Annotated in this window: 24 protein-coding genes; 9 read left to right on the forward strand and 15 right to left on the reverse strand. The window is 62.9% G+C overall.

Annotation, left to right across the window (positions count from 1 at the left end; genetic code table 11):
* Positions 1 to 136: 136 nt before the first annotated feature.
* The 3 genes from NKI35_RS15285 to NKI35_RS15295 all read right to left on the reverse strand — a co-directional run bounded on the left by NKI35_RS15285 (position 137) and on the right by NKI35_RS15295 (position 2,866).
* Complete coding sequence (locus NKI35_RS15285; RefSeq protein ID WP_023672026.1) at positions 137 to 1,552, reverse strand: ATP-binding protein; 1,416 nt, start codon at positions 1,550 to 1,552, stop codon at positions 137 to 139.
* Between the two features lie 74 nt (positions 1,553 to 1,626).
* Positions 1,627 to 2,346: a response regulator gene (locus NKI35_RS15290; protein WP_023672025.1), complete on the reverse strand. Its 720-nt coding sequence runs from the start codon at positions 2,344 to 2,346 to the stop codon at positions 1,627 to 1,629.
* Complete coding sequence (locus tag NKI35_RS15295) at positions 2,333 to 2,866, reverse strand: MarR family winged helix-turn-helix transcriptional regulator (protein ID WP_023683723.1); 534 nt, start codon at positions 2,864 to 2,866, stop codon at positions 2,333 to 2,335. The genes NKI35_RS15290 and NKI35_RS15295 overlap by 14 nt, the downstream gene beginning before the upstream one ends.
* Positions 2,867 to 3,110: 244 nt before the next feature.
* Here NKI35_RS15295 and NKI35_RS15300 point away from each other — a divergent pair, with 244 nt between their 5' ends.
* The 3 genes from NKI35_RS15300 (at position 3,111) to NKI35_RS15310 (ending at position 5,333) form a co-directional block, all read left to right on the forward strand.
* Positions 3,111 to 4,004: a branched-chain amino acid aminotransferase gene (locus NKI35_RS15300; protein WP_023672023.1), complete on the forward strand. Its 894-nt coding sequence runs from the start codon at positions 3,111 to 3,113 to the stop codon at positions 4,002 to 4,004.
* Between the two features lie 145 nt (positions 4,005 to 4,149).
* Positions 4,150 to 4,464, forward strand: a complete 315-nt coding sequence (locus tag NKI35_RS15305) for a hypothetical protein (RefSeq protein WP_023672022.1) — start codon at positions 4,150 to 4,152, stop codon at positions 4,462 to 4,464.
* A 230-nt stretch (positions 4,465 to 4,694) separates the two neighbouring features.
* Positions 4,695 to 5,333 carry an MBL fold metallo-hydrolase gene (locus NKI35_RS15310; protein WP_023695789.1) on the forward strand — a complete coding sequence of 213 codons (639 nt, stop codon included), beginning with the start codon at positions 4,695 to 4,697 and terminating at the stop codon, positions 5,331 to 5,333.
* A gap of 66 nt (positions 5,334 to 5,399) precedes the next feature.
* Here NKI35_RS15310 and NKI35_RS15315 read toward each other — a convergent pair whose 3' ends face one another.
* The 3 genes from NKI35_RS15315 to NKI35_RS15325 all read right to left on the reverse strand — a co-directional run bounded on the left by NKI35_RS15315 (position 5,400) and on the right by NKI35_RS15325 (position 6,794).
* Positions 5,400 to 5,825, reverse strand: a complete 426-nt coding sequence (locus tag NKI35_RS15315; RefSeq protein WP_023737823.1) for a BA14K family protein — start codon at positions 5,823 to 5,825, stop codon at positions 5,400 to 5,402.
* Between the two features lie 192 nt (positions 5,826 to 6,017).
* Positions 6,018 to 6,230 carry a cold-shock protein gene (locus NKI35_RS15320; RefSeq protein WP_023672019.1) on the reverse strand — a complete coding sequence of 71 codons (213 nt, stop codon included), beginning with the start codon at positions 6,228 to 6,230 and terminating at the stop codon, positions 6,018 to 6,020.
* Between the two features lie 351 nt (positions 6,231 to 6,581).
* Complete coding sequence (locus tag NKI35_RS15325) at positions 6,582 to 6,794, reverse strand: cold-shock protein (RefSeq protein WP_006202520.1); 213 nt, start codon at positions 6,792 to 6,794, stop codon at positions 6,582 to 6,584.
* A gap of 484 nt (positions 6,795 to 7,278) precedes the next feature.
* Here NKI35_RS15325 and NKI35_RS15330 point away from each other — a divergent pair, with 484 nt between their 5' ends.
* On the forward strand, positions 7,279 to 7,692 hold the full coding sequence (locus tag NKI35_RS15330; protein WP_023672018.1) for a Kazal-type serine protease inhibitor domain-containing protein: 414 nt from the start codon (positions 7,279 to 7,281) through the stop codon (positions 7,690 to 7,692).
* 554 nt (positions 7,693 to 8,246) lie between these two features.
* Here the strand turns inward: NKI35_RS15330 and NKI35_RS15335 are convergent.
* From NKI35_RS15335 to NKI35_RS15345, 3 genes are read right to left on the reverse strand one after another with little or no spacing between them, the layout of a single operon-like run.
* Positions 8,247 to 8,384, reverse strand: a complete 138-nt coding sequence (locus NKI35_RS15335) for a hypothetical protein (RefSeq protein WP_023683725.1) — start codon at positions 8,382 to 8,384, stop codon at positions 8,247 to 8,249.
* Between the two features lie 37 nt (positions 8,385 to 8,421).
* Positions 8,422 to 8,688: a hypothetical protein gene (locus NKI35_RS15340; protein ID WP_023672015.1), complete on the reverse strand. Its 267-nt coding sequence runs from the start codon at positions 8,686 to 8,688 to the stop codon at positions 8,422 to 8,424.
* Positions 8,685 to 8,954, reverse strand: coding sequence for a hypothetical protein (locus NKI35_RS15345; RefSeq protein WP_023701590.1), 270 nt, complete (start codon positions 8,952 to 8,954; stop codon positions 8,685 to 8,687). The genes NKI35_RS15340 and NKI35_RS15345 overlap by 4 nt, the downstream gene beginning before the upstream one ends.
* A gap of 323 nt (positions 8,955 to 9,277) precedes the next feature.
* On the opposite strand from NKI35_RS15345, the gene NKI35_RS15350 reads away from it, so the two are divergent.
* Together NKI35_RS15350 and NKI35_RS15355 are read left to right on the forward strand one after the other, a co-directional pair.
* Entirely contained in the window at positions 9,278 to 9,460 is a 183-nt protein-coding gene (locus NKI35_RS15350) for a hypothetical protein (protein ID WP_023741078.1), read from the forward strand.
* A 203-nt stretch (positions 9,461 to 9,663) separates the two neighbouring features.
* Positions 9,664 to 11,298: a tetratricopeptide repeat-containing sulfotransferase family protein gene (locus tag NKI35_RS15355; RefSeq protein WP_023691564.1), complete on the forward strand. Its 1,635-nt coding sequence runs from the start codon at positions 9,664 to 9,666 to the stop codon at positions 11,296 to 11,298.
* Between the two features lie 7 nt (positions 11,299 to 11,305).
* Here the strand turns inward: NKI35_RS15355 and NKI35_RS15360 are convergent, their stop codons facing one another.
* On the reverse strand, positions 11,306 to 11,659 hold the full coding sequence (locus NKI35_RS15360) for a DUF1428 domain-containing protein (RefSeq protein ID WP_023733342.1): 354 nt from the start codon (positions 11,657 to 11,659) through the stop codon (positions 11,306 to 11,308).
* Between the two features lie 71 nt (positions 11,660 to 11,730).
* Complete coding sequence (locus NKI35_RS15365; protein WP_023691563.1) at positions 11,731 to 12,159, reverse strand: VOC family protein; 429 nt, start codon at positions 12,157 to 12,159, stop codon at positions 11,731 to 11,733.
* A 200-nt stretch (positions 12,160 to 12,359) separates the two neighbouring features.
* Between NKI35_RS15365 and NKI35_RS15370 the strand changes: the two genes are divergently transcribed.
* Positions 12,360 to 12,974 (forward strand): glutathione S-transferase family protein, encoded by a 615-nt coding sequence (locus NKI35_RS15370; protein ID WP_023741079.1) that lies wholly within the window; start codon positions 12,360 to 12,362, stop codon positions 12,972 to 12,974.
* 49 nt (positions 12,975 to 13,023) lie between these two features.
* Here NKI35_RS15370 and NKI35_RS15375 read toward each other — a convergent pair whose 3' ends face one another.
* The 4 genes from NKI35_RS15375 to NKI35_RS15390 form a co-directional block, all read right to left on the reverse strand.
* Positions 13,024 to 13,197 carry a hypothetical protein gene (locus NKI35_RS15375; RefSeq protein WP_023672009.1) on the reverse strand — a complete coding sequence of 58 codons (174 nt, stop codon included), beginning with the start codon at positions 13,195 to 13,197 and terminating at the stop codon, positions 13,024 to 13,026.
* A gap of 148 nt (positions 13,198 to 13,345) precedes the next feature.
* Positions 13,346 to 14,872, reverse strand: coding sequence for an ABC-F family ATP-binding cassette domain-containing protein (locus NKI35_RS15380; RefSeq protein WP_352513938.1), 1,527 nt, complete (start codon positions 14,870 to 14,872; stop codon positions 13,346 to 13,348).
* Between the two features lie 339 nt (positions 14,873 to 15,211).
* Complete coding sequence (uvrB, locus tag NKI35_RS15385) at positions 15,212 to 18,376, reverse strand: excinuclease ABC subunit UvrB (RefSeq protein ID WP_352740704.1); 3,165 nt, start codon at positions 18,374 to 18,376, stop codon at positions 15,212 to 15,214.
* A 122-nt stretch (positions 18,377 to 18,498) separates the two neighbouring features.
* Positions 18,499 to 19,764, reverse strand: coding sequence for a hypothetical protein (locus NKI35_RS15390; protein ID WP_352740706.1), 1,266 nt, complete (start codon positions 19,762 to 19,764; stop codon positions 18,499 to 18,501).
* A gap of 146 nt (positions 19,765 to 19,910) precedes the next feature.
* On the opposite strand from NKI35_RS15390, the gene NKI35_RS15395 reads away from it, so the two are divergent.
* Both NKI35_RS15395 and NKI35_RS15400 read left to right on the forward strand, forming a co-directional pair.
* The gene (locus NKI35_RS15395; protein WP_352740708.1) at positions 19,911 to 20,957 is read left to right on the forward strand and encodes a CapA family protein; all 1,047 of its coding nucleotides are present in this window, start codon (positions 19,911 to 19,913) and stop codon (positions 20,955 to 20,957) included.
* 46 nt (positions 20,958 to 21,003) lie between these two features.
* Positions 21,004 to 21,972: a hypothetical protein gene (locus tag NKI35_RS15400; protein ID WP_352740710.1), complete on the forward strand. Its 969-nt coding sequence runs from the start codon at positions 21,004 to 21,006 to the stop codon at positions 21,970 to 21,972.
* Positions 21,973 to 22,071: the final 99 nt, after the last annotated feature.

Raw genomic sequence — 22,071 nt, forward strand, 5'->3', positions numbered from 1 at the left:
AGGCACGAGGTCGAAGTAAGGCGGCTGAGCCGAATCAACTGAGGTCGCGCGCTTCATGCGCGCTCTTGACCATGGTTTCATGACGGGCGGATGAAGGTGGTTTTTGGCCGAGCCCGCCTTCCAGATCATGCTTTGGTCAGGCGGGCACCTTGATCACCGCCCGCAGGCCGCCGAGCGGGCTGTCTTCCAGCATGATGTCGCCGCCATGGCTGCGGGCAATATCGCGGGCGATAGAGAGACCAAGGCCGGTGCCGCTGGCGTCGAGGTTGCGCGCCTCGTCGAGCCGCACGAACGGTTTGAACACGTCCTCGCGCTTTTCCGGCGGGATGCCCGGACCGTCATCGTCGATGGTGACGACGAGTGAGCCGCGGCCGTGATCGGCGCTGATCTCCACCGTCTTGGCATAGCGCAAGGCATTGCCGGCGACGTTGGACAACAGCCGGGCGAAAGCGTGCGGGCGCACATGCACGTCCGGATCACCGGCAAGCACGGTCGATAGCTTGCGCTTGTGCAGCGACGCCTCCTCGCCGAGCTTTTGGAAATAGGCCTCGAGATCGAAATGGCCGGCATCTTCCGACGCTTCGCCGCGGGCAAAGGCGATATAGCCTTCCAGCATCGACTGCATGTCGTCGATGTCCTGGTTGAGCGCGGCCTTGGTCTCGGGCTTGCCGCCGGCCAGCGCCAGCTGCAGCTTGAAGCGGGTGAGGATGGTTCTGAGATCGTGGCTGACGCCGGTCAGCATGGCGGTGCGCTGTTCCAGCTGGCGTTCGATGCGCTCGCGCATCTGGATGAAGGCAAAGCCGGCCCGGCGAACCTCCTCGGCGCCGCGTGGGCGGAAATCGCGCGGCATCGGCCGGCCCTTGCCGAAGCTTTCGGCGGCCTCGGCCAGAGACAGGATCGGCCGGATCTGGTTGCGAAGGAAGGGGATGGCAATCGTCAGCAGCACCAGTGACGTCCCGACCATCCAGATCAGGAAGATGTGGGTGTTGGAGGCATAGGCCTGGCTGCGGCGCACGAAGACGCGCAGCACCTTGCCCTCGAGCTGGATGCGGACCTCGACGATGTTGGAATTGCCGACCGTGTCGATCCAGAACGGGCGGTTGATCTGGCGGGTGATCTCGGTGGAAAGGACGTCGTCAAGGATCGAGAAGAAGGGCTTGGGTCCAGGCGCCGGCAACGGGTCGGGCGGCAAGAGGTCGACCTTCAACTGCATGCGGTCCTGGGCGATGCGGATGATGTTCGCGTAGTCGCCATCGTGCGGATAGGTCTCGATCATGTCGATGATAGCGGCGATGTCGCGCACGGTGGCCTGCGACAGGCGCTGCGTCACGGTTGCCCAGTGGCGTTCCATGAAGTCGAAGGCGACGACCGACTGCAGAAGGATCATCGGCGCGATGACGATGATCAGCGAGCGGGCATAAAGCCGCTTGGGCATATAGAACGCAACCAGCCGCCAGAACCGCTTCCAGGCACGCGGCATTGCTTTCAGCGCGCGTGATACGCGCGCGCCAAAGCCGCCCTGTTCCGGCCGTTCCAGTTGCGTGGTCGCCATTTGTCCTTTCGCTGGGTCAATGGCCGCTGGTCGATGGCCACACATCTATGGCCAAGGGCGGCGTCAGCGGCATTCTATTCCACGCTGAGCCGATACCCAATACCGCGCACCGTCTGCAGCCAGACCGGATTGGACGGATCGCGCTCGATCTTGCGGCGCAGCCGGTTGATCTGAACGTCGATGGTGCGCTCGCCGACTTCCGAATCGTCGCCGACAAGTTCATGGCGCGGGATGGTTTCGCCGGCCCGCGCGGCAAAGATCGCCAGGATCTCCTGCTCGCGGTCGGTCAGCTTCAGCGCCTCGCCGCCCCGCTTCAGCTCGCGCCTGGCGATCTGGAAAGTATAAGGGCCGAAGACCAGCTGCTCGACCTTGGGCGTCGTCGCCGGGCCGCCACGGCGCAGGATGTTGTTTATGCGCAGGATCAGCTCGCGCGGGTCGAAGGGCTTGGGCAGATAGTCGTCGGCGCCGGCCTCGAGCCCGGTGATGCGGCTGTCGGTTTCCGATAGCGCGGTGAGCATCAGGATCGGCACGTTCTTCTCCGCCCGCAGCGCCTTGGTGAGGTCGACGCCGGTCTCTCCGGGCATCATGACGTCGAGGACAAGGAGGTCGAAGTCGAGCCCGGCGAGCTTTCGCCTGGCCTCGCCGGCATTTCCGGCGACTGTGACGCGAAAACCGTTTTCGGTCAGATACTGCTTGAGCAAATTGCGAATGCGGGTGTCGTCGTCGACCACAAGCAGATGCGGCGCGTCATCGTCCGGCGCCGTCGGCTGGTCCACCCTCTCAATGGTCTCCATGGCTTTTCCCTGACATGTTTGCAGGCACAATGTCGATCTGCGCCCTTAGTTCCGGATTGACCATGGCTTCCAGGAATCGTTCGATCAAGGGACGCTCGCTGGCTCCGGAATCTTCCAATGCAGCACGGATGCGGCGTGACTGTGGCCGCGCCAGGGCCAGCGCCAGGGCGCGCCCCTTGGCTGTCGGATAGAGCTCCCGCTGGCGGCGGTCGCGCGGACCCTGCAATTGCACGATATGGTCGGTGTCGATCAACTGCTTGAGCACCCGCGCCAGGCTCTGCTTGGTGATCTTGAGCACGTCGAGCAGTTCAGCGACCGTCAGTCCCGGCCGGCGGTTGACGAAATGCAGCACCCGGTGATGGGCGCGGCCAAAGCCGTAATCGGCCAGGATCTGGTCCGGATCGGAAGTGAAATCGCGATACGCAAAGAAGAACAGTTCGATGATGGCGAAGTCGATGCCGTCCTCGTCGGTGATCGGCGTCTTGATCGGTTTTCCGGCAGCTGGGCTTCGATCCGTCATCATTTCTCCGTCCATAGAGGGAAATTATGTCAGTACTATTGACGTAATTTCCCCGCAATGGTAATTTTTGACAAGCTTTTCGGCTGAATGCGAACGAAAAGGCAAGGGAGTGCGGTTTTTCCGGAACTTCCTGAGTTTGCCAGAGTTCGATTCTCCGCTTACGCTTCAAGGGCCGCCCGACGCGGCTGTCGCGCAACAAGAACAACACTAATGATGTGCGGGTCGCCGCCCGCGGGAGGTTTCCATGGCATCCGTTCCCTTCGACCAACTGGACGGCTTCATCTGGATCAACGGCGAGTTCGTCAAATGGGCCGATGCCAAGATCCACGTGCTGACCCACGGCCTGCACTATGCCAGCGCCGTCTTCGAGGGCGAGCGCGCCTATGGCGGCGCCATCTTCAAGCTCAACGAGCACACCGAGCGTCTGCATGAATCGGCGCGCCTGCTCGGCTTCAATATTCCCTATTCCGTGGCCGAGCTCAATGACGCCTCGACCACGCTTCTGAAGAAGCAGGGTTTCCAGGACGCCTATGTCAGGCCGATCGCCTGGCGCGGCAGCGAACAGATGGGGGTGTCGGCGCAGAACAGCCGCATCAACTGCGCCATCGCCATCTGGCAATGGCCGAGCTATTTCGACCCGGCGCAGAAGCTCAAGGGCATCCGTCTCGATCTGGCGGAATGGCGCCGGCCCGATCCGCGCACCGCGCCGTCGAAGTCGAAAGCCGCCGGCCTCTACATGATCTGCACCATGTCCAAGCATGCCGCCGAGGCCAAGGGCTATGCCGATGCCATGATGCTCGACTGGCGCGGCCAGGTCGCCGAAGCAACGGGCGCCAACATCTTCTTCGTCAAGGATGGCAAGATCCACACGCCGAAGCCCGATTGCTTCCTCGACGGCATCACCCGCCGCACCGTCATCGGCCTCGCCAAGGACCGCGGCCTTGAAGTCGTCGAGCGCGCCATCATGCCTGAGGAACTCGAAGGCTTCGAACAGTGCTTCCTCACCGGAACGGCAGCGGAAGTGACGCCGGTCTCCGAGATCGGTCCGTACCGATTCGAGGTCGGCGAGATCGCCAAGACTTTGATGAACGACTATTCTGCTGCGGTGCAACCTAAGCATGCGATAGCCGCAGAATAACGAAAGTCACAGCTTTTTTCGCAAGCAGGGGCGGTTTTGAGGCCGGCCCCTTTATTTCAGCATCTGTGCATTTGACTTTCGTACAATTCAGCGTCTCATGATGGTGTCGGCCCGGGAGGCTGGCAGCTATGGAGGGACTAGGTACATGGATACGAATACGCTCATTGCGCTCGTTGTACAGGTAATTGCAGGTGTTGTCGGTGGTCAGGCGGTCGGCGTTGCGCTGAAGAATGCGGCGATGGGCCAGTTGACCAAAATCCTCGGCGGCGCGGTTGGCGGCGTTGGCGGGGCGGCGATCCTCGGCAGCCTGCTCGGCGGCACGGCCGACCCGGCAGCGGCTGCAACGGCAGCGGGCGGATTGGGCGATACGCTGAACCTCAAAAACCTGCTCGGCGGCGCCGGCGGCGGCGCCATCCTGACCGGCATCATCGGTGCGGTCATGGGCGCGATGAAGAAGTAAGCCTCTAGATCATTCACCGTTTCACGGCGAATGATCTAGTTTGTTGTTTTACCCAATTCCGGACGGAAAACCGCTTTACACTTTTCCTGGAATTGCTCGAGACTCAGGCTTCGTCAAATGGGCGGCCGTTGGGCCGCCCATTTCTGTTTTGGGACGGACTGTTTGCCTTTCAGCAGTGGACGGCCTTCGCCCGCGCCTCTACATCACGCTGGAACAGCGAAAGGACAATCATGGGTCAGCTCAATGCCGGCATCGTGCCGGTCACGCCTTTCCAGCAGAACTGCACCATCCTGTTCGACATGGATGACAAGCATGGCGTCGTCGTCGATCCGGGCGGCGACATCGACAAGGTGCTGGCGGTGCTGAAGGACAATGCGATCACCGCCGCTGCGATCTGGATCACCCATGGCCACATCGATCACGCCGGCGGCGCCATGGAGCTGAAGGAAGCACTCGGCATCGAGATCATCGGCCCGCACGAAGCCGACAAGCTATTGCTCGACAATCTCGAGAACCAGGGCCAGCGCTACGGCATTGCCGGGGCGCGCAACTGCGTGCCCGACCGGTTTCTCGCAGAGGGCGAGACGGTTTCGTTCGGCTCACATATGTTCGAGGTGCTGCACTGCCCCGGCCATGCGCCCGGCCATGTCGTATACTACAATCGCGCGGCGAAGTTCGCTCATGTCGGCGACGTGCTGTTTCGCGGCTCGGTCGGGCGCACCGACCTGCCGGGCGGCGACCATGCGGCGCTGATCGCCTCGATTAAGAACAAGCTTTTGCCGCTCGGTGACGAGATCGGCTTCATCTGCGGCCACGGCCCGGGTGGCCGCTTTGGCGAGGAGAGGCGGACCAATCCCTTCCTGACTTAGCGATGTCTTTCTGCCAAAAAAAAAGCGCTGGCCTTGCGGTCAGCGCTTTTTGTGGGACAGGGAAGCTCAATTCGCGACGCAGAAATGCTGCTCACCGTCATTGCCGGTGAACGTGCCGCTGCGGGCATTGAAGCTCCGGTAGCGGTCCGAGCAGTATTCGTACCAGTCGCGGGTCCACGGCTCGGCATAGCGGTCGGCATAGACGACCCGCGGTTCGGCATAGTAACGGCGCACCGGCGCCGGCCGCACTTCGCGGTAGTCGTAATCGTCATCATAGCTGCTGTAGCGCGGCTGCGGGTTGCTCAGCGCACCGGCGATCAGAGCGCCGGCCGCAAGGCCGACGACACCGGCCGCAAGCGCGTCGCCATTATGATGACGACCATGGCCATGATGCCAGTGGTTCCAGTCCTTGGCATTGGCGGCAGGCAAGGTGGCGAGGGTGGTCGCGGCGAGAGCGGCGCCCAGGATGGCGGTCTTGAAAATGCGATTCATTTTGGTCTCCTTCGTGCCGGCCCGGATAGTTTTCGGGGATGCGGTCCAGCCTAGGGGACGATTAATAGAAGACCGTGGCTGAACGGGGGCTGAACGGAATTGGCTGATACGATCCAGTTCTTGCGGCAAAACCAAGCGCGTACGCAAGGCGCTCCGCCTCGTCAATCTCCGTCCGGACTGTCTTGAGCCGGCTTAGCCGACCGACAGGTTGACGGCCTTTGGACCCTTGCCGCGCTTGTCCGGCTCGGTGTCGAATGTCACTTTTTGTCCATCCTCCAGACCGGAAAGACCCGAAGCCTGCACGGCCGAAATATGAACGAAGACATCCTTCTGCCCGTCGTCGGGCGTAATGAAGCCGAAGCCTTTGGCATGATTGAAGAATTTGACGGTGCCGGTCTGCGGCATGGGAAGCTCCCTTTGATCCCATAAAGTCCAGTTTCGGGCCGGCAAATGCCCGAAGGGAAATTTGTCCTTTATTTTAGCGCTATCGGCAAGAGAAAGTTTTGGCGACGGCGGCAACGCTGAAGGCTGCTCAAATAGATCGTGGCACCGAAGGCAATTCGCGCCAGACGATTGCTCCGGCGATCAGCCACGCCATGGACCGATAAAGCGTCCTTTGCCTCCGGCGACGGCGTCATGAAAAAGGCGCAACGGGAAACGTCGCGCCTTCGAAACTCTGGACGGCTGACAAAGCCGGTTCAAACACGCTTTAGGTGCTTTTTCGAGCGCCCTGACGGGCGCGCGGGCACCGCCGGTTCAGGCCGCGCGGAGGTTGACCGCCTTCGGACCCTTGCCCATGCGGTCGGGTTCAACGTCGAAGGTGACCTTCTGGCCGTCGACGAGGGTACGCAGGCCCGAGGCCTCGATCGCGGAAATGTGGACGAACACATCCTTGGCGCCGCCGTCGGGCGTGATGAAGCCGAAGCCTTTGGTCGCGTTGAAGAATTTAACGGTGCCGGTCTGGGCCATTGGGGAAACTCCTTCACCCGTGTCAGTCTTATGGTTTGCCCGCCGCCTGGCATCGTGGGCAAGTCCCGGTGGTTGCTTCGGCAGTCCTGCATTTGCGCATGGTAAAACCCCCCGCCGAAAATGGGGCCGTCAGAGATTCACAGTATCGGGGAAAGGTCGTCCAAAACGTTCCGCTCTCCGGGTCGCAAATGCCCGAACACAAAATTTATCGCACGGAAACGTGATCGTTGCAAGATAGCGCCGCGGGCCGCGTCCATCGACGCGTCCCAACGAAGGCGCTTCGATAAACCTGGGTTCTTAAGAGTTCATCAGCCAGAGCCCGGCCACGCATGGTCCAGCGGTTTGGTCCAGGGCCAAAGCAATGCGCGGGCCGGGCATCGCATGGCTCCCGCGCCGCAAACGGGGGTTGCATTTGGCAAGGGAATGGCGAGGATCGACAGGCGCGTTTTGCGCCGGGGACGGGGGTCTCGAGGGAGGCATATTCATGAGATTTCTTGCGACGATCTTCTCGCGCCAGGGTTTTACTATTCTCTTCCTGTCGGGTCTTCTTGCGGCCTGCACCGTCGTCGTTGATGACGGGCCGGGACCACGTCCGCGCCCGCCACGGCCGGAACCGGAATTCTGCACCAGGCAATACGAGCCGGTCTGCGCGCGGCGCGGCGGTGACCGCCAGACCTTCGCCAATGCCTGCCTTGCCGAACGGGAAGGCTACCGCATCGTTCGCGACGGCCCTTGCCGCGACGGCGGCGGTGGTGGCGGTGGTGGCGAAGAGCCGACATTCTGCACGCGCGAATACGCCCCGGTCTGCGCCCGCCGCCATGGCGAGCTGCGCACCTTTCCCAACGCCTGCGAGGCCCGTGCCGCCGACTACCGCGTCGTCGAGGACGGCCCCTGCTGATTTTTCCTTCTCCCCTGTCGGGTGAGTCCGCCGGAGGCGAATTCACCGTCCCACTGACACGATAAAAAGGCGGCGAATGCCGGGACCCTGCGAAGCAGCGGGGACCGGGCGGGTGGACCGGACCACCCTTGGTCCTTCGCAGGCTCAGGGCGTTCGAAACTCGAAAAGCCAACAATTGGCTTTTCGTCTGCTGCGCGGACCGCTTCTCACCCCCAAGGGAGAAGGCAAGGTCGCGGATCGGAGTGGTTGCCTACGCCGAATACGCCCCGTCGGCCGGGCCGGCATAAAGCTCTGCGCCGTCCTCGTCGCAAATGCGCAGACGGTCGGGGATCTGCGGCATGGCGAGGCTGTGGAACAGCGCGGTGGCGCCCTGCAGGGCGGCGCGCAGGTTCGGCGCGTCCAGCGATACCTTGTCGAGCGTGGCTTCGTCGACGTCGCGCGAGCGGCTCGATGAAGAACGTCAAGCAAGCCTCCGTTGCAGAGTTTTGGGCGAGATCGTCAGTCCGAGATCGTCAGTCCATTGCCGGCAGGTGCGCCAGGCGCGCCCTGCCTGGTCAGCCCTTCGACTTCGGCTTCAGGCTGCTCTCTGCCTGCTTGACCGAGGAACCGAACGGGGAGGCGGCCTTGGCCACCACCTTGTCTTTCTTGGGCTTGCGCGTTTCGCGATTGCTGCGCTGCTGACCCTTGGCCATCTGTCTGCTCCTTCGTACGTGCTGGGTGGGTGCGGTGTCAGACTGCCTGGCTGTCGGGGACAGCCGGGGCGTCCGCTACTTCGAGGTTGTCTTCCGTGGTGACCCGCTCATAGGTCTCCTCCTCGCTGCGGATGCGATATTGCGGCGAGCCATCCTTGACCGGCAATCTGCTCTTGATCTGAAACAGCTCGGCGGTCTTCTGGGCGAGCCCGCTGCGGCTCTTCATGCGCACGGTCTGGCCGATGGCGAAGAGGTGCGAGGGCGTGTCGGTGCGCGGACGCGCATTCTGCTGGAAGCGGATCATGCTGCGTTCTCCTGGTCGCGCCTCAGCGCTGTTTCGAGTTCGAGGTAGTCGATGGCGACAAGCTGGCTGGTGGCCGGGTTCTTCACCGCCCTTGCCGGCAAATGGATGAAGGTGGCGACGCGACGCCAGGCAAGCCGCGACATGCCCTCGATCAGCTCTTCGTCGTGATCGATGTCATAGTCGCCGGCCGGCAGTTGCCCTTCCAGCCCGCTAAGCACGAAGGGTGCCGCGAAATGGGCGATGGAACGGGTGGTGCGATCCGGCATTGGCTTGGCTCTGGTTCGTCGATGCTTTCCGGCATCAACCGGGAACTCAACCATCGGCGATTGGAATGAGTTTGGCGGGTCGAGTATCTCCGACGCCGCTATATGCCAAGCTTGACCCAAAAAACGATCTCAGATCAATAATCCGAAATTGTTGGTTATTCAAGCTGATTTCCGCCGCGGCTCGACCGGTATAAAAAATTTCTCGTATAAACCCCTAATAAATCTGCTATTGTGGAACAATATCAGCCAATTTCTTATTTAGAGAGCATCGGAATAATTATTCCTGTGCCCCTAAGATTATTTTTTACGAAAGGCAAAAATATATGAGATTCATGAAAACGCCGGATCGTCCGACCGCAACAATCGAGCCAATCGTCCTCTTCCCCAAGGCAATATCAGTGCGCCTGACGACAAGAAGCGACGAAGCGGCACGGCGCAAGATTGCCGACACCGACGGCACGCAACGGCGGGAGCGCCGGCTCGCCGAGAGCAACCGGCTGATTTGAACGCTACATTTTCCTGGAATTCCTCTAGAGTTTCGAAGAGGTCCGCGCCCTTGGCGAGCCCACTCTTCCCTTGAACCTGCAGCGCCGATGGCCTAGATCGCGGCAAGCGGACAAAACACGGCAGGTTTCCCATCAACAGAGATCAGAGAAGAGCGGCGGGTGCTGGAGCTGGCGGACAGCCGCCGCTGGGCCTCGACCAATATGTGCAGCAGGCGCTGCAGCTGCATCAGGCCGGGCGCCGGCAGGAGGCCGAGACGCTGTACCGGCAGGTGCTGGCGCGCAAGGCCAATCACCCGGCAGCGGCGCATTTCCTGGGCCTGTTGCTGCACCAGACCGGGCGCAACCCCGAAGGGCTGGAGCTGATCGAGCAGTCTGTGCGTCTGCAGCCGAAGAATCCCGATTTCCTCAACAATCTCGGCACGGTGATGCGCGATCTCGGCCGCATCGCAGCGGCCGCCGATTTCTTCCGCGGCGCGGTAGATCTCAAGCCCGACCAGCTCGCGGCACGCGACAATCTGGGTTCGGCGTTGAAACAGCTCGGCCAGTTCGAGGCTGCGGAGGACATCTATCGCGGCACAATCGGGCGCAATCCCTTCCATGTCCGCGCCCGCATCGGGCTTGCCGAAACGTTGCAGGAAGCCGGTCGTCTGGACGAGGCGCTGGCGACCTTTCGCGAGGCGCTGACGATCCGGCCCAGGGATGCCGACCTGTTGCACGGGCTCGGCGTCGGGCTGATGGAAAAAGGCAAGCTCGATGAGGCGGCCGACCTGTTCCGGCAGGCGCTGGCGATCACGCCAGGCATGGCAAAAGCCTGGCTGATGCTGACGCAGGTCAAGCGCCAGAAGGAGCGCGACGCCGAACTCGCCGGCATGGAGGCCCAGCATGCCAAGGCGCCGGCCGACAGCCTGGCGCGCATGCAGCTGTCCTTCGGTCTCGGCAAGGCCAATGACGATTTGAAGGACTACAACAGGGCCTTCGACTATTTCGCTGAAGGCAATGCGATCCGCCGCAAGGGCATCGATTATGATCCGGTCAGGACGCGGGCCGAATTCGAGGCGATGAAGACGGTGTTCAACGCCGGCTTTTTCGAAAAGCACAAGCCAAGTGCAATCTCCGACGACACGCCGATTTTCGTCGTCGGCATGCCGCGCTCCGGCACCACGCTGGTCGAACAGATCATCGCCAGCCATCCACAAGTCTATGGCGCGGGCGAGCTCAGCATGTTGAAAACCGCGGTCGGCAAGCAATTTCCGCTGACCATGCCGGGAGGTTTCCCCTGGGGACTGGTCGATGTATCCGACGCGGAGTTTGCGGAGGCGGGCCAAGCCTATCTCGACATGCTGCATGAGCGCTATCCCAACTTCAGGCATGTCACCGACAAGATGCCCGGCAACTTCCTGCTCATCGGCTTCATCCATATGATGCTGCCGAAAGCCAAGATCATCCATTGCGCGCGCGATGCGGCGGCGACCTGCCTTTCGATCTACAAGGTGCATTTCCGCGGCGACAACCACCGCTACGGCTATGATCTGGGCGAGCTCGCCGATTTCCACAACATCTACACCGACATCATGGCGCATTGGCACGATGTTTTGCCGGGCGTCGTCCATGACGTGCGTTACGAGGATTTCGTGGCCGACCAGGAGGGACAGACGCGGGCGCTGATCGGGCATCTCGGCCTGTCCTGGGACGACAAGGCGCTGTCGTTCCACGAGACCGACCGCCCGGTGCGCACGGCCTCGGCCGCGCAGGTGCGCCAGCCGATGTATCAGGGCTCGGTCGATCTCTGGAAGCGCTATGGCGACAGGTTGAAGCCGCTGCTGGACAAGCTGGCCTGAGCAGCGGCTAAAGCTCGATGAAGGGCTGGAAGCCGCCGAAGATCATGCGCTTCATATCGAAGGGCATGGGCCCCGAATCGGGCGTCAAACGCGGATCGGCCATAACCTTGGCCATTACCGCGTCGCGGCTTTGCCTGGACGAATAGACGGCCCAGGCGAAGACGACGATCTCGTCGTCTTTTGCCTGAACGGCACGCGGAAACGAGGTCAACTCGCCATAGGGCACGTCGTCGGCGGTACATTCGACGTAGGCGAGCGCTCCGTGTTCCTTCCATATCGGGCCTGCGAGGTTGGCCAGCTTCTTGTAGTCATCGATATTTGCCTTCGGCACGGCGAGCACGAAACCATCGACATAGGACATGAGGTTCTCCTTGGAGTATCTCACAAAGCTCCTTACCGGCGTCAGCCGGTGAGGAGCTTTGTCAGCGGTGGTCAGTCTTTCTTCGCCGGCGCGTTCATCGCCCATTCGACCCCGAAGGGGTCGCGCATGTTGCCCCACTGGTCGCCCCAGAACATCAGCTGCAGCGGCACTGCGACTTCGCAGCCGGCACCGACCGCGCGCTTCCACCAGCCATCGATCTCGTCGGCGCCGAGATGGAGCTGCATGGTATAGCCCTGCGGCTTGACGGCAGGCATGCCGTTTTCGGGGTAGAAATCGGAAATCATCAGCGTCGAGCCGTTGATGTGGAGATGGATGTGCATCGTGCGGCCCTGCTCATCGGGCGGATAGAAGAACACCTGTTCGGCGCCGAAAGCCTTCTTGTAGAATTCGGCGGCCTTGAAGGCGCCGTCCAGCTGCAGATAGGGGGTCAATCCACCGAGAACTTTCGCGGCCGGCTGAATGGGGGTCTGGTCGGTCATGTCTTGTTCCTCTTTGGGTTTGGTCTGGGCATTTGGTTTGGCCTTGCGAACCCTAGGACGAACGAGCCGGCCGCGATCCTACATGTCTGATGCGATTTTCTGGCGAAACGAACTTGCGTCGGCGGCGCCCAATCAGAGCGCAATGCTCGCTGTCAGCAGGCTAGAAAGGGGACTGCTCCTTTAACCCCGCTGAGACGACAATGATCCTCTATTACCAGACCCATTCGCCCTTTGCTCGCAAAGCGCTCGTCTTCGCCCATGAGGTCGGGCTTGCCGACCGGTTCGAGGTCATTCATCACGAGACCAGCCCGACCTTGCGCAATGCCCGTGTCTACGCCGAAAACCCGCTCGGCAAGGTGCCGGTGCTGCTGCGGCCGGATGCGCCGCCGCTCTTCGATTCCGATGTCATCTGCGCCTATCTGGATACGCTGCATGACGGCCGCAAATTGCTGCCGCAGGACGGCGAAGCGCGCTGGCAGGCGTTGCGGCTGCAGGCGGTCGCCCAAGGCCTGGCGCAGACGGGCATAGGCCTGCGCTGGGAGACGGAAAGGCGGCCCGAACAGTTGCGCTATGCAGCGCTTGCCGAAGGCTACCGGGAAAAAATCGAGGCCAGCTATGACTGGATCGAAAGCGCGCTGGACGCCGAGACATCGCTCCATGTCGGCCATATAGCGCTTGCCACCACGCTGTCCTGGATGGCGTTCCGCCAGCTGCCGTCCTTTCGCGCGCGGGCGCGGCTGACGCGCTGGTTCGAGGCGTTCGAAAAGCGTCGATCGATGCAGGCGACGCCGCTGTCTGGCGATACGCATGACTGAGCAACGGTCGCCCCGCGGCGGCCTGCATCGATCTTTCCCGACCGCATGGTCAGGGCGCCCTGCAGATCCGCGGGCCGTTTTGCGCGTCGATGAGGATTTCCGGCCAGCCGATATCCTTGCGCAGTTCGATCGGCAGGGCCAGAAGCTCGCGCTCGCTGCGATAGCGGGCGCGGTTCTGTGCGTATCGGGCGGCGACGCGGCCTATGGATGACAAAATGGACATGATGCGTTCTCCTCAGATGAAGCCGGCATCATCGTGTCGGCATCCCAAGGACGCAGCAGGTTCAGCCGATCCGACAGAACGCTGAAAATATTTGCGGGAGATGCGAAAGCATGGACCGCAACACGGTGCGGCCCATGGTGGTAGTTCCTCAGCCCGCCGTTTCAGCCACCGAGCGGAAGAAATCCTCGGGGTCTTCGACTTCGGTCAGCTTCCGCTTGTCGACCAGCCAGAAGCGGTTGCCGACGGCGCGGATGAAGGAGCGGTCATGCGAGGCGAGCACACAGCTCGCCTGGTGCTTGAGCAGTTCCTCCTCCAGCGCTTCCTGGCCGTCGATGTCGAGATGGTTGGTCGGCTCGTCCAGCAGGTAGAAGTTGGGGTGGGTGAGCCTGAGCGCCAGCATCATCAGCCGCGCCTTCTGGCCGCCGGACAGCACACCGATCTTTTTCTCCTGCATCTCAATGACCACGCCAGCGCCGGCAAGCAGCGAGCGGGCGCGTTGCTCGCCGACATCGTAGCGGTGCGAGACCAGGGCCAGCGGGGTCTCGTCGCCACTGATGCCGGCCAGCGCCTGGTCGCTGTAACCGAGCACCGTCGACGGCGTCACTTTGACGTTCGGCACCGTGTCCGGCTCGGCGATGGCGTTGCGGATCAGATCGACGAAACGCGACTTGCCGACGCCGTTGCGGCCGAGCAGCACGATGCGGTCGCCCTGGCAGATGTGGCGCTTGCCGGTCTTGAACAGCAGCGTGCCGTCCGGCGTTTCCACCGCGGCGTCGTCCAGCGTAATCAGCACCTTGGCATGGGTGCCGCGGTTGGCCAGCCGGATCGCGCCGGCTGATTTCTCGCGATGCGCCGATACCGCGGCGTCTTCCAGCTTCTCCGCCCGTTCCCTGAGTTGCTTGGTCTTCACCGTCAAAAGGTCGCTGCCGGAATTGATGCCGATGTTGTTGAGCTTGGCGGCCTGCTTGCGCAGTTGCTGCGCCACCTTCATGTCGCGCTCGAACCGGCGCGCCGTCGAAGCGTCCAGGTCGTCGAGCGCTTGCCTCGCCCTGGAATAGGGCAGTGCAAACACCGGCGAGTCCTCCGGGCGCAAGAACAGCGTGCGGTTGGTGACAGCGTCGAGAAAGGCGCGGTCGTGACTGGCGATGACCACCGGCACCTCGCGCGGCAGGGCGTTCAGCCAGCTTTCCAGCTGGCTGATCTTGGCGAGGTCGAGATGGTTGGTCGGCTCGTCGAGCAAAAGCACATCCGGATCGGTGACCCAGACGCGGGCGATCAGCGCCAGCCGCTGCCATCCGCCGCTCAGCGCCTGCATCGGCCGTTCGCGCATCGGCTCGGGCACGTCGAGCGAATCCAGCACCACATCGACGCGCCACATCTCGCTGTCGGCCTGCTCGGCCGGCAAGGCATCGGCCACCACCTGATGGAAGGTGCGGCTAAGAAGGGCAGGTGGAACCGACTGCTCGACATGGCCGACACGCAGGCCGCGCGTGCGAGAAATGTCGCCCGAGGTCGGCTCCAGCGCGCCGGTCAGGCATTTAAGCAAGGTCGACTTGCCACGGCCATTGGCGGCGACGATGCCGAGCCGGTCGCCGGCGCCGATGGTGAGGTCGAGGCTGGAAAACAGCGGCGCACTCATGGTGACGCCGAGGGATTTGAGGCTGATCAGGGCCATTTTGATTTCTCTGGTCTTGCCGGAGAGAACTCCGGATCCACTTTGACGGTGTGCTTGCCGGCCATCAGGCTCAGCTTTGCGCACCACGAAGGGCAGACCAAAAAAATCGAGCGGGAAAAAACCCGTGATGTCCCCGGTCAGCCCTGCAAGCGAACTCGCAGGGCAGAAATCGGGCCACGCTGACGATGGTGATCGATAGACACGCAGCCCTCCTTTCAAGACAAGACGTCGAGTGTGCGGAGCGATTACACCAAAGGCGGGGGTGGAGGCAAGTGGGCGACGGATGCGGCGGCGGTGGAGCGCTCTCCCTTCTCCCACAAGGGGAGAAGGAAAGAGGTGCTACTTCCCCGGCCGTCCCGTCTTTCCCGGCCGACGCTTTTCGCGGCGGGCGTCGGCGGGGTCTTCGTAGGAGCCGATGCCGGCGCGCTGGCGAATGATTGGCTTGGCGTCGCGTTCCTTCGCGCCCCCCTCTGCCCTGCCGGGCATCTCCCCCACTCGGGGGGAGATTGGCTGGGGCTTGGCCGGCACTTTTCCTTCGACCGGCTTTTCCGTGCGCCGCACGGTCATCTCGTCCAGCGAGTTTTTCTTGAACAGCGGCTTGGTGGCATCGCCCGGAATGCCGAAGTCGGAGCCGTGCGCCTCTTCGGCCGACTGTTTCTTGAACAGCGAGCGCGATACCGCTCCGGCCGGTGTCGGCATGTCGGTGCCTGGGCCCATGTCGTCGATCGAGGGCTTGGCGAACAGTGGCTTCTTTACCGGCACGGCGCCGTCGGCGCCCATTTCGTCGAGCGCCGGCTTGCGAAAGAGGTTGGACCGGGCAGCCCTGGCCGCCTCTTCGGCGGCACGTGCCTCATCGAACTTGCGGAACCGCTCCTGTTCCTCAGCCGTACGGTGCTTGGCCACGCCCTTGTTGTGCTTGCCCTTCTCGCGGCCCGAAACCGGGCTTTCCATGTCGGCATATTTGGCCAGCGGGTCTTCCGAGATGGACAGTTCCATCTCGCGCAGCCGCTTGATCTCGTCACGGATGCGGGCGGCCTTCTCGAAGTCGAGATTGGCGGCGGCGTCGCGCATCTGCTTTTCCATGGCGTCGAGATGAGCCTTGAGATTGTTGCCCATCATCGCACCGGCGCCGTCGGTGAACTGCGAGATATCGGCGCGGACATGGTCCTTCTCGTAGACCGAGTCCAGAATGTCGGAGATGCGCGACTTCACCGATTCCGGGGTGATGCCGTTGGCCGCGTTCCATTCCATCTGCTTTTCGCGGCGGCGGTTGGTCTCGGCCATCGCCCGCTCCATCGAGCCGGTGACCTGGTCGGCATAGAGGATGACCTTGCCGTCGACGTTGCGGGCGGCGCGACCGATGGTCTGGATCAGCGACGTCTCGGAGCGCAGGAAGCCCTCCTTGTCGGCGTCGAGGATGGCGACGAAACCGCATTCGGGAATGTCGAGGCCTTCGCGCAGCAGGTTGATGCCGACCAGCACGTCGAAAGCGCCGAGGCGGAGATCGCGCAGAATCTCGATGCGCTCCAGCGTGTCGATGTCGGAGTGCATGTAGCGAACGCGCACGCCTTGCTCATGCAAATATTCGGTCAGGTCTTCGGCCATGCGCTTGGTCAAAACGGTGACCAGCGTGCGGTAGCCGGCGGCCGTGGTGTCGCGGATTTCGCCGACGACATCGTCGACCTGGCTTTTCGCCGGGCGGACTTCGACCGGCGGATCGATCAGGCCGGTCGGGCGGATGACCTGCTCGGCGAACACGCCGCCGGCCTGTTCCATCTCCCAGGCGCCGGGTGTCGCAGAAACCGCGACGGAGAGCGGACGCATGGCGTCCCATTCCTCGAAGCGCAACGGGCGATTATCCATGCAGGAGGGCAGGCGAAAACCATACTCCGCCAGTGTCGCCTTGCGCCGAAAGTCGCCACGATACATGCCGCCGATCTGCGGCACGGTAACGTGGCTTTCGTCGATGAAGACCAGCGCATTGTCGGGGATATATTCGAACAAAGTCGGCGGCGGATCGCCCGGCTGGCGTCCCGTGAGATAGCGCGAATAGTTCTCGATGCCGGCGCAGGAGCCGGTGGCTTCCAGCATCTCAAGATCGAAGCGGCAGCGCTGTTCGAGCCGCTGTGCCTCCAGCAGGCGGCCGGCGCGCTCGAGCTCGACCAGCCGGTGCTTGAGCTCCTCCTTGATCGACTTGATCGCCTGGTTGAGCGTTGGACGCGGCGTCACATAGTGCGAGTTGGCGTAGATCTTGACGCTCTTCAGCTCGCCGGTCTTCTGGCCGGTGAGCGGATCGAATTCGGTGATCGCCTCGATCTCGTCGCCGAACATCGAGATGCGCCAGGCGCGGTCTTCAAGGTGAGCCGGGAAGATTTCGATCGTGTCGCCGCGCACGCGGAACGAGCCGCGCACGAAATTGATGTCCTGGCGCTTGTACTGCTGGGCGACGAGATCGGCGAGCAGAGCCCGCTGGTCGAGCCGGTCGCCGATCTGCATCTGGAAGGTCATCGCCGTGTAGGTCTCGACCGAGCCGATACCGTAGATGCAGGACACCGAGGCGACGATGATGACGTCGTCGCGCTCGAGCAGCGAACGCGTGGCCGAATGGCGCATGCGGTCGATCTGCTCGTTGATCGAGGATTCTTTCTCGATGAAGGTGTCGGTACGCGGGACGTAGGCTTCGGGCTGGTAGTAGTCGTAATAGGAGACGAAATACTCGACCGCATTGTCGGGGAAGAATTTCTTGAACTCGGAATAGAGCTGCGCGGCCAGCGTTTTGTTGGGCGCCAGGATCAAAGCAGGGCGCTGCGTCTGCTCGATCACCTTGGCCATGGTGAAGGTTTTGCCGGAGCCGGTGACGCCGAGCAGCACCTGCGTGCGGTCATTGCTATCGACGCCCTCGACAAGATCCTTGATGGCGGTCGGCTGGTCGCCGGCCGGCTCGAAATCCGACACCATCTTAATGGCGATGCCGCCTTCGGATTTTTCCGGGCGGGCAGGGCGGTGCGGCGTCCACAGGACGCCGGGCTTGTGCAGCGGGGTGCCGGATTCGATCAGCGCCGACAGCGCCGCGACCGTCGCGGTGACGCTGCCCGAGGCCATCGTCTCGGCGTCTTCCAGCGAGATGTCGAGACCGGCGACCGGGTTGAGGCCGGCGGCGGTGCGTTCGCGGGCCGTTGCCGCGCCACCCATCGAGGTCCCGCGCGAACTGCGGCCGGGGGAGGTTGAGCGTTCCGGAATCTTCTTCGCCACCTTCGGCGGCTTGGCGCCGCCGAAACTACGCCCTTCCTTCTGGGCCTCCTGCTCGATCTGCTCGGCCCAGTCGGCAATCGAGCCGGTCAGCGGCGTGCCGGTGAAGTCGGCCTGCGGCGCCTCGGCGAAGCCGCCTCTGTGCAGAGGCTCCGAGGCATCGAGGAAATCGGTCAGCGGGCTGCGCCGCTTCGGCGGCGAAGCGCCGTTGTCACCCGCCGGAGACGGTGTCTTTTTGTCAGGGAGTTTGGCCATGCCCCAAATATGGGCAGAGTCCGCCAAAATGGAAAGAGTGCAGTGGCGAAGGGCGCTAAGCGGGTCGAAGCTCCTGACACAAGGGTGTCAGGAGCTGTGTTACGCGAAGCCAGGCCGCCTGCTCAATTGAACCACAGCGCGAAGGTCAAAAACCCACCGCCACCGAACTGGCGCTGGATCTGGTCGAACTCGCCGCTGGTTACGATCTCACCGCTCTCGAGGTAGGGCGCGATGGCCGGGCCGGTAATCGACAGCACTAGGTCGAAAGGCTTCGGTTCTTCGAAGAAACGCTTCATGTTGATGCCCTGGCCGGTGCTGACCGTGATGCGGAAATGCGGCAGCAGCTTGCGGCCTTCCAAAAGGTCTTCGGCCATGGTCAGAGTGGCGAGCCAGGCCTCGACCTGCTCCTCGCCGACTTCGAGCCCGGTGAGCGGGTTCTCGCCCTTCTGCTGCGGTCCCGGCAGCCATTCGCGGTCATTGTCGGTCTCGGCGCGGATCGCCTTCCAGTCCTCGCGCGACAGCCGGATCATTTCGAGTAGATGGCGGCGCGCCGCTTGACGGCGCTCCGGCTCGACCACCGGCCAGTTCACGAGGTGAACCATGGAGATGAAATCCGCGATGCGCCATTCCGATGAGAAGATGCTGCTGCCCATGTCGCCGGCGGGAGGCACGAGAATGTCCTGCAGCGGCAGTTTGGCGCGCGGAAACAGCATGTGGAACGAGCCGTCGAACATGGTCCTGAAATCATGCGCCAGCCAGAAATCGGCCTGCGCCATCAGGAATTCGGCATAGCCCTGCAGCCAGAAACCGTCGGCCCGGTCGAAGCGGAATGTGAGCGAGGGAGCGGCGCCGTCCGACGAGATACCGCCGCGCGACAGCGCGGCCATGACCGCCGCGATGCTTTCATCCGGCGTGATACTGCCGTCCTCGTTGAGATCGATGCCGGCATGGGTGAGGTCGACGACCATGCCGATATCGGCTCCCGCGGGCACCGAACCCAGTGTCGCCGCCGACCGTTCCAACCGGTCGCGAAAGGCGACCAGGATGGCGCGGAACTGCTCATAGGTCAGCGGTTCGGGATTGGGATTGTCCGGAATCGGCAGCCGCATCAGCGGCAGCATGAAGGATTGCGGGCTTTCGAACCCGTGGCGGTGCAGGCCGCCAGCCAGGATTTCCAGGGCGGTGAAGAATTCGCCGGCGCCGGCGGCATAGGCTGACGCCGGATCGCCTTTCGCTGCAGACTCAAGCGTTGTGAGCGCACGGTTGCGCTCGGTCACCGTTTTGGCCTCGAACAAAGCGGTTGCCGCTTCGGGCGCGGCGGCGCGGGCCGAAGATAGCGGCAGCAACAGGAGGAAGGCGGACGCCAGCAGGCCTGCAAAACGTGTCATCTCATCCCTCCACTATGTGATGCGCAGACATTACACGCATTTGGCGCCGTGTCTGCCGGCGGCAGTGTTTCAAGGACTGACGGTCGACACTCCCCGGGCAGACCGTCTACACAAGCTAACCGATTGGGCAAACGATTGGGCGTCGCGTGTCGAACTATCCGCTTTCCTACAAACTGTCATGGTTGCCGCGCTTCCTGAAGCCGTCGCTTGGCGGCGATGTCAGGGATTTTGCGCCGATCGCGGCGACGACCATCATCGATCCGCCGCCAGGGCGGACGGTGCGGCTGGCTTTCGTCGGCGACATTTCGGCGGTGGCCAACCATAGTGCGCCGGAGTGCGATCCGGCGATCGCAAAGCTCTTGGGCTCAGCCGATCTGGTGATCGGCAATTGCGAAAGTCCGGTCGTCGGACGGCCGAGCGTGGCGTTTGGCACGCGGCTTGGCACTCACCATGCGATGAGCGAGCGGTTTCTTGCCGCGGCGCTTGCCGCCGTCGGCATCGCGCGCGAAAGGCTCGTGCTGTCGCTGGCCAACAACCATGTGCTCGACCAGGGCATCGCCGGTTTCGACGAGACCGTTGCGGCGCTGAAGCGGCTTGCCATCCGCACCATCGGCACCGCGAAAAAAGGACCGGTCGAGCAGGTCAAGGCCGGGCCGCTGACGATCGGCTTTGCCGCCTTCACACTGTGGCGCAATGGTGACGCCGGGCCATTCACCCAGCTTGTGTCGATGCAAAGCGATCCGGCGGCATGGCCGAGAGGCGCGGCCGACAAGAACATCGATCTCACCTGTGCGGTGCCGCACTGGGACTGGGAGTTCCGCCATTTTCCGCAGCCGCAAACGCAAACGCTGGCGAGGTTGCTGGCCGGTCACGGCGTCGGGCTGATTGCCGGGCACCACGCCCATGTCGTGCAGCCGGTGCAATGGGTCGGCAAGACGCTCGTGGCGTACGGGCTTGGCGACTTCCTCGGCACGGCGCTGGCGCGACAGCCCTGGCCCGGTCGCATCGGCGGCATTTTCGTCGTCGATGTCAGCGCCGATCTCGGCAAGCGCGGCGCGATCGCCGGCTACCGGATGCATCCCTTCATGCGGCTGCGCTCAGGCGGGCATGAGCGGTTGGTTCCGGTCGAGGCGCTGACTGGCCGGATGAAGGGCAAGGTCGAGGCCAGGCTGAAGACGATCTTTGGCGACTGACGACTTTCCCGCTATCATAGGCATAATAGGACTTTGCGAGGGGGCGATGGAAGCAGCTGAGTTCATGCCTGATGAAGCGGTGGTCGCCGGCATCAGGAAGAATATCGAGATCTATGAGGCTGGACGGGCTTCGGCCTGCCGCCAGGTGCGCTGGCGGGTGCCGGTGTTTCTGGGGCTGCTGCTGGTTTTTGTCGTGCTGGTGGCCTGGCTGTTCAACAAGGTCGCCGACTTGAACGAGCAATGGTTCTCGACGCCGCATGTGTTCCTCTATGTCGGCGGTTTCTTCGCGGCGCTGCTGCTGTACTTCCTGGCGATCAGGCCGGCGACGCGGCTGCAGCAATCGTTCCGTGACACGCTGCTGCCGATCGTCTTCGGCTTCATCAGGGATGTGCGCTATCAGCACAGCGTGACGCCGAATTCCTTCGACCGGCTGCCGCGCGCCGTGGTCGGCGCCTTCAACCGGCAGAGCTTCGACGACATCGTGTCAGGGCGCTACGAGGATTTTCCCTTCGAGCTTTACGAGGCGGAGTTGCGCCAAGGGTCGGGCAAAGGCTCGTCGACGGTCTTCAAGGGCGTCGTCGTCGCCTTCGAGACCATTGCGCCGTTCCCCGGCATGTTGGTCGCGACACGCCGCAGCAACGCGGTGGTCGGTTTCTTCCGCGGCATCTTCGCCGGCAAGATGGAGGAACTGTCCAGCGGCGATCCGCTGCTCGACGGCGACTACGAATTTCGCACCGACAATGTCGCCGCCGCGCAGCCGCTGGTGAGCGGCCGGCTGGCGCAGGCGCTGAAATGGCTGCACGAGACATGGCGCGATGATCCGGCGCGGGTGGCACTTAATGGCAGCGATGGTTTCCTGCTCTTGCCGCAGCCGAAGAATTTCTTCGAACTGCCCGCCATTTCCGTGCCGCTCGATTACACCAAGCACATCGCGCCGATGATCGCCGATATGGGCGCGATCTTGGCGACCGCGGCGCTGGTGCGCAAGATCGGCGCGACGGATGGCGAGGCCTAAAGCGCCGCGCGTCGAAACGAATTCATGCGACGCGCTTCAGGTCTTGTTTTCATGCATATCGTTGCCCCAAAACGGCGGTCCTGTTTAGGCGCATGCATT

Origin of the sequence: Mesorhizobium sp. M0676 (assembly GCF_040320535.1) — a bacterium.
In the GTDB taxonomy this organism is placed as follows: Bacteria; Pseudomonadota; Alphaproteobacteria; order Rhizobiales; family Rhizobiaceae; genus Mesorhizobium.